Here is a 6,327-nt window from a genome sequence, read left to right on the forward strand (position 1 = left end):
AGAAGCCTTGCGCGTCAACGCCAGGCTATGGTGCTGCTTGCGAATCACATTGGCGACCGGGGGCCAGTTGATTCGCTCGCGCGACAGCCCGATCGGCTGATCGCTCTGCTTGTGCCCAATCAAAGTGCTGCGTTCACGCAAACGCTATGCGAATTTGATCCGCCTTCCTCACTGGATTTGTCGCCGCGCGAATCCACATAGAGCGGAGATCGATCAGTCCGAAGACGATGAACCCCTCCGTCAAGGCATATCTTGAAAAGCGCGGCCATGATCTGCGCATCGACCTTTTGCGCGGGTTCGCCAACTGGTTCATCTTTCTCGACCATATCCCGAACGACGCGGTCAACCTGCTGACGCTGCGCAACTTCGGTTTCAGCGGGGCCACGGACGTTTTCGTGTTCGTCGCCGGCTACGCGGCGGCCATCATCTACGGCAAGATGGCGATGGAGCGCAGCTTCGTCGTGATGGCGACGCGGATCTTCAAGCGGGTCTGGCAGCTTTATGCCGCCTATGTCGTCCTGTTCGTGATTTACGTCGACGTGATCGGAAACGTGGCCACGCAATACGCCACGACCGAGCTGTTCGACGAATATAATGTGACAGGGATCGTGGACCATCCGACGCGGACGCTGATGCACGGCCTGTTGCTGCAGGCAAAACCCCTGAACCTGGACGCCCTGCAACTGTTCATCGCCCTGATGGCGTTCCTGCCGCCGGCGTTATGGTTGATGCTGCGCCGGCCCAATCTCGCCCTGGCAGGTTCGATCGCGCTCTATTTCGCCGCGCGGCACTTCGATTGGAGCCTGCCGTCGTTTCCCACCGGGAGCTGGTACTTCAATCCGTTCTGCTGGCAGCTTCTGTTCGTGCTCGGAACCTGGTTCGCGCTGCATGGACACCAGCTCACCGCAACACTGCACCGGCTGCCGCTGCTGCGCATCGCGGCGCTCGCCTATCTGGGGCTCGCGCTGGCGATCACGGTTGCCGGGCACTCACCGCAGCTCGGCAGTGTTCTGTCGGATCTCGGGCTCGATCCCATCATGCCTGGCGACAAGGAGAATCTGCCGCCGCTCCGGGTCGTGCACTTCCTCGCGCTGGCCCTGGTCTTCAGCTATCTGGTGCCGAAAGACTGGTCGCCGCTGAGCTGGAAAATACTGGATCCGGTGATGAAAGGCGGCGAGGAATGGCTTTCTGTCTTCTGCATCGGTGTGTTCCTGTCCTTTGCCGGTCACTTCCTGCTGATTACGGGACCGAACTCCCTCATCATGCAGGTTCTTGTCAGCGTCGGCGGGATCTTGGTGATGACCGGTGTTGCCTATTACATCTCCTGGTCCAAGCGGCAGGATCATCGGCCGGGTCTGGCCTTCCACTGAGGCCACCCCGGCTTCGCGACGCGGTGGCCGCCAGGCCAAAACCGGGCAAAATGAAGTCTTTCACAGTCGTCCATTGTGCTAATGAGACTTGGCACGCGAGATTTGGCACGCCTGCGCGCAGGCTGCGATGTCTCCAAGGCCAACTCAAACGCCAAGACGGCATGACGCTCAACACCGAAAAGCGCCCCCCGCACTTCGACGCAGCCTTCAGGGAGCAATTCTCCGAGCTGGTGCGCTGGCGCCGCGACGTGCGCAGGTTTCGATCCGATCCGGTCGCGCCCGGCTTGATCGAGCGGCTGCTTGCGCTCGCGGCCCATGCGCCGTCGGTGGGCCTGAGCCAACCCTGGCGCTTCGTCCTGGTCGAAACACCGGCGCGGCGCACGCTGATCGCGGAGAATTTTGCCAAGGCCAATCAGGTCGCCCTCGAAGGTTATGACGGCGAACGGCAAGCGCGTTATGCCCGGCTGAAGCTCGAGGGACTCGTCGAGGCGCCGGTTCATCTCGCGGTGTGCGCCGATGAGGAGACGGCCACCGGCCACGGTCTTGGACGGAAGACGATGCCGGAGACGATCCGCTATTCGGTGGTCGCGGCGATCCAGACGCTGTGGCTCGCGGCGCGCGCCGAGGGGCTTGGCGTCGGCTGGGTCTCGATCCTCGATCCCGACGAGGTCCACGCCGCGCTCGACCTGCCGCCGCATTGGAGCTTCATCGCCTATCTCTGCCTCGGCTGGCCACAGGAGGAGCACGACGACCCCGAGCTCGAACGCCATGGCTGGGAGCAGCGGTCGTGCGAGAAAACCATGCGGCCGCTGTTGCGCTGACCGGGGATCAACCCGTCCGCTCCGACCATGCCGCGATCCGCGCGCTCAACTCGGCCCGCACCCGCTCGACCACGCTGGCATATTCGCGGGTCATGGTTTGCCTGAACAGCCGTACCGTCGGATACCAGGGGCTGTCGTCACGATCGAGCAGCCAGCGATAATCCGGCTTGTAGGGCAGCAGGATCCAGGTTGGACGTCCGAGCGCCGCGGCAAGATGGGCGACGCTGGTGTCCACGGTGATCACCAGATCGAGACAGCACACCAGCGCCGCAGTTTCGACGAAGTCGGTCAGACCGGCGGTCAGGTCGACGATGCCGCTCTCGCGCAGGGTTGCCATGTCACCGGGTCTCAACTCCTTCTGCAGGCTCACGAAGCTGGCATCGAGCTGCAGCAGCGGCGACAATATGCGCAACGCAAGCGATCGGTTGTGATCGTCCTTGTGCTTGGGATTGCCGGACCAGACCATGCCGACCCGCAACCTGTCATGCGGGCCGAGACGGTCCTCCCAGGCCTGCAAACGGGATTTTGTCGGCATCGGCAGGTACGACGCCGCGGCGGGAATCGTCTCGAGCCGGGTGTCAAAAGCCAGCGGCAGGCTCGAGATCGGGCAATACGTGTCGAAGGCCAGCAGCTTGTCGGTCGACAATGGGTGGCATTCGGAAACCCCGCTCAGTTCCGACAATAACGGCTGCAAGGCGTCGGAGACGATCAGGATGACGCGCGCGCCGAGCGCTGCCACCATCGGCACATAGCGTGCGAACTGGATGGTATCGCCGAATCCTTCGTCCACATGGATCAGGATGGTCTTGCCGGCAACGGACTGCTTCCCGAGCCATAGCGGCTCGCTGAACTTGAAATTGGTCATCGACAGGCCCGAGGCTTGCCAGCGGGCTTCGCGCCCCGCCCAGCCCGCCTCGAAATTCCCCATCAACAGATGCAACAGCGCCCTGCTCCATTCCACGTCGGGATTGCCGGGGTCGATGGCATCCGAGGCATCATAGAGAGAAAGGGCTTCGCTGAACCGGTGCAACTGCGTCAGGGCAAAGGCCTTGTTGGTGAACACGGCCGGAGAATTCGGCCGAAGTTCAAGCGCCCGGTCGAACCAGGGCAGCGATTCCTCTTCCCGGTCGAGCCGGCGGAGAACGACCCCGAGATTATTGCAGATGTCGGCATCCGCCGGATCGAGCGCATGCGCCCGCCTGGTCTCGGCCAGGCTTTCTTCGAACCGCCTCTGGCCGAACAGTGCCAGCGCGCGCATCTTGACTGTCGCAACGCGACCAGGCTGCATCTGGTCGCACAAGCCAAAATAACCGACAGCTTCCTCCAGCCGCCCCAACTGCAGGAACAGCGACGCGCATTTGTCGGCGGCGTCCCAATTGCCCGGGTCGAGCTCGAGCAGCTGCTGAAAGGCCAGCAGGGCGTCGCCCGGACGCTTCAACTCAACGAGGGCGGCGCCGAGATGTTGCCACGGCCCGGCGGCGTCCGGTTTGAGCTGCGCAGCCTTGCCGAAGGCCTTCAGCGCTTCCTCGAGCCTGCCCTGACGCTGCAAAGCAGTCCCGAGACTCAGGAGATATTGCGCTTGGGGATCGCAGCGGATGGCACGGGCGATCCACTCGACGGCGAGATTGTGCTGCTCCGCCTGCAGCGACAACAAGCCCATCAGGTGAAGGGTGTCCGCATGATTGGGATCAACGGCGAGGACTTGCTGGCAACACAGCTGAGCGTCGAGATGGCGTCCGGCTTGCAGATGCTGCATGCCGGTCCGGTGCAGTGTCGCGGGACTGTCGGCACGGTCTGCAGCCGCCTTGGACTTTTGGACCGCGGCGCGGCGTTCGCGACGATTCATCGGCGTGTTTCAGGTGATCCGGTGCGATGATCCAGGCTGATCTCCGGCAACCAAGCGGCTGTACAGCTCACCTCTTGCATACTGAGGCCGTGCCCGGCAGCGAACCAAGCCGGCTCAATCTCATCATCCCCGCTGGTCACGCGCCTGCTCTGACCACACAGCGATCCATCCACTCAATTCGGCCCGCGCCCGCTCGATCAGGCGGCCGTAACCGGAACTGTCGCTTTGCCGGAACAGCCGCGCCGTCGGGTACCAGGGACTGTCGTCGCGATCGAGCAGCCAACGGTAGTCCGGCGTGGAGGGCAGGATGATCCAGGTCGGTCGGGCGAGCGCGCCAGCAAGATGGGCGACGGCGCTGTCCACAGAGATCACCAGATCGAGACACGATACCAGCGCCGCGGTTGCGGCGAAATCGGTGAGATGAGCCGTCAGATCAACGATGTCGGAGCGTTGGCGAAGGAACGGCGCATCGTCGGGCCGCAGGTCCTTCTGCAGGCTCACAAACGTCGCGTCGCAGTCGAGGATCGGTGCCAGTGCGCTGAGCGGCAGCGATCGGTTGTGATCGTCCTTATGGTTCGGGTTGCCGGACCAGGCCAGGCCGACCCGCAACTTGTCATGCGGACCGAGCCGGTCTTCCCAGACCTGCAACCGGGATTTTGCGGGCGCCGGCAGGTACGGCGTCGTGGACGGGATCGTCTCGAGTCTGGTCGCGAAAGCGAGCGGCAGGCTCGAGATCGGACAATACATGTCGAACGACGGCAGCTTGGCGACCGACAGTGGAAGGCACTGCGCGACACCGGCCAGTCCCGAGAACAACGGCCACAACGCATCCGACACGACCAGAATGACGCGCGCGCCAAGCGCAGCGACCATCGGCACATAACGCGCGAACTGGATGGCGTCGCCGAATCCTTCGTCGGTCAGGATGAGAATGGTCTTGCCCGCGATCGGACCTTTGCCGAGCCAGAGCGGCTGAGGCGTATCAAGCCGGGCAATCGTCAGGCTTGGCACCTTCCAGCGCGCTTCGCGCCCGAGCCAGCCGGCCTCGAAATTCCCGGTCAGGAGCTGCAGCAGCGCCCTGCTCCACGCCACCTCGGCATTGCCGGGGGCAACGATGCTCGAGGCATCGTAGACCGCGAAAGCCTCGGCGAAGCGGTGCAGATAGGTGAGCGAGTACGCCTTGTTGGTGAACGCGGTGATGAAATCCGGACGAATTTCCAGCGCACGATCGAACCACGACAACGCCTCTTCATGGCGGCCGAGCCGCTGCAGGAAGACGCCGAGATTGTTGCAGATGTCGAGGTCCGCCGGATCGAGCGCCTGGGCTTTTCTGATCTCGGTGAGGGCTTCCTCGAATCTCTTGAGGGTGTAAAGCACCAGCGCGCACATTTGCAGCGTCGCGGCGGAATTCGGCTGCAACTGGTCGGAAAGCCTGAGATAGCCCAGAGCCTCTTCCAGCCGTCCCAGCTGCGACAGCAGGCATCCGGTTTTTTCGGCGGCTTCCCAATCCCCGGGATTGAGCCTGAGCGCTTGCTGGTAGCTCGCAAGAGCCTGCTCGCCACGCTTCACGTCGGCCAGCACATCGCCGAGCTGCTTCCAGGCGCAGGCGTCATCCGGTTTGAGCTGTACCGCCTCGTCGACCGCCTTGAGCGCCTCCTCGAGGCGCCCCTGCTGCCGCAGCACGGCGCCGAGACTGAGGAGATACTGCGGTTTCGGCCCCTGCCGGATGGCACGGGCGAACCATTCCGCCGCGAGGTCGTACTGCTGTGCCTGCAGCGCCAAGAGGCCCATCAGATGAAAGGTGTCGGCATGGTTCGGATCGACCGCCAGCGCCTGTTGGCAACAGATCTGGGCGTCGAGTTGACGCCCGGCCTGCAGGTGCCGCATGCCGGCCTGGTAGAGCCTCGCGGGCCGGCTGGCGCCGTCAGAGGTCGCCTTGGATTTTTGGGCCGCGGCCCGACGTTCATGACTTTTCATTGGCGCATTTCAAGATGACCTCAAAAAAGACACCTACGTGATTCTCCGAGCACTGAACAGGTTTGGAACCGGCGAATTCGCGGGGGCGCGGGCATGCGGCTTGCGGCAAGCCCTGCCCACCCGACTAGTTATCAAACCCTTAACAAGACCCCAGTTTGGCGTGACATGAACCGGAGCTTTGCCATGACCGATCCAACCCTCCCCGTCCTGTCGTCGTTCTCATCCGCCATTGCCGCTGTCGTGGCCGGCACAGTGCCCGCGATCGTCTCGGTGCACTCGCGCCGCTCACGCGCTGCGGGTTTCGTCTGGAAGA

At 63.4% G+C, this 6,327-nt stretch carries 4 protein-coding genes; 2 read left to right on the plus strand and 2 right to left on the minus strand.

Translation table 11 applies throughout. The features are described 5' to 3' along the window. The first annotated feature begins 227 nt into the window (after positions 1–227). Together WCB02_RS23740 and bluB are read left to right on the plus strand one after the other, a co-directional pair. Positions 228–1,370: an OpgC domain-containing protein gene (locus tag WCB02_RS23740; protein WP_423961977.1), complete on the plus strand. Its 1,143-nt coding sequence runs from the start codon at positions 228–230 to the stop codon at positions 1,368–1,370. A gap of 161 nt (positions 1,371–1,531) precedes the next feature. Beyond that, positions 1,532–2,191: a 5,6-dimethylbenzimidazole synthase gene (gene bluB / locus WCB02_RS23745; protein ID WP_423961980.1), complete on the plus strand. Its 660-nt coding sequence runs from the start codon at positions 1,532–1,534 to the stop codon at positions 2,189–2,191. A 7-nt stretch (positions 2,192–2,198) separates the two neighbouring features. Here bluB and WCB02_RS23750 read toward each other — a convergent pair whose 3' ends face one another. Then, a complete protein-coding gene (locus WCB02_RS23750; RefSeq protein WP_423961982.1) occupies positions 2,199–4,037 on the minus strand; it encodes a tetratricopeptide repeat protein in 1,839 nt (612 codons plus the stop codon). A gap of 123 nt (positions 4,038–4,160) precedes the next feature. Next, positions 4,161–6,014, minus strand: coding sequence for a tetratricopeptide repeat protein (locus tag WCB02_RS23755; RefSeq protein WP_423961984.1), 1,854 nt, complete (start codon positions 6,012–6,014; stop codon positions 4,161–4,163). Positions 6,015–6,327: the final 313 nt, after the last annotated feature.

The sequence above is a fragment of the Bradyrhizobium sp. genome, assembly GCF_049581145.1.
In the GTDB taxonomy this organism is placed as follows: Bacteria; Pseudomonadota; Alphaproteobacteria; order Rhizobiales; family Xanthobacteraceae; genus Bradyrhizobium.